This window comes from Bradyrhizobium sp. P2_E8 (genome assembly GCF_056403875.1).
The window spans coordinates 1-587 of record NZ_JBFUES010001874.1; the positions used below are offsets into that span (position 1 = coordinate 1).

Consider the following 587-nt stretch of genomic DNA (forward strand, 5'->3'; position numbering starts at 1 on the left):
TCGTGAACGCGCATTTCCGTTTTGAGCCGCCGCCGGGATCGCCGCCGATCTTGGGCGTGATCGGCGGCGTCGTGGAATGGCTGTTCGCGTTCCCGAACCGGCTCTCGGTGACCATCAGCAATGGCGACCGTCTCGTCGACATGCCGCGCGAGGAACTCGCGCAGGCGATCTGGAACGACGTCTGCGAGGCAGGCGGCGTCTCCGGCGAGCTGCCTCCCTGGCAGATCRTGCGCGAACGCCGCGCCACCTTTGCCGCCACGCCGGCGCAGAATGCCCTGCGTCCGGGGCCGGTCACGGCACTGAAAAACCTGTTCCTCGCCGGTGACTGGACTGCTACGGGATTGCCTGCAACCATCGAGGGATCGGTCCGGTCCGGTGATCGCGCCGCCGATCTGGTGCTGGCCGCGCAGCGGCGCTGACGGGAATTTGTCCCGGTCAATTCAAATCAACTATCGGAGTAATCGAGCCAGATGGATTCCGTGAACGCGACCGCCCGCGAAGCCCAGGAATCGAAGATCTCGGAGTCGAGGATCTTGGAATCGAAGATCTTGGAATCGAGCATTGCGTCAGCCACGCAAGGCGTCCTC

1 protein-coding gene is annotated in these 587 nt (G+C 64.2%); it reads left to right on the forward strand.

What is annotated here, in order from left to right:
• On the forward strand, window positions 1–419 hold a 419-nt coding region (locus AC1D00_RS44445), incomplete at its 5' end, for an FAD-dependent oxidoreductase (protein ID WP_477015121.1).
• Between the last annotated feature and the right edge of the window lie 168 nt (window positions 420–587).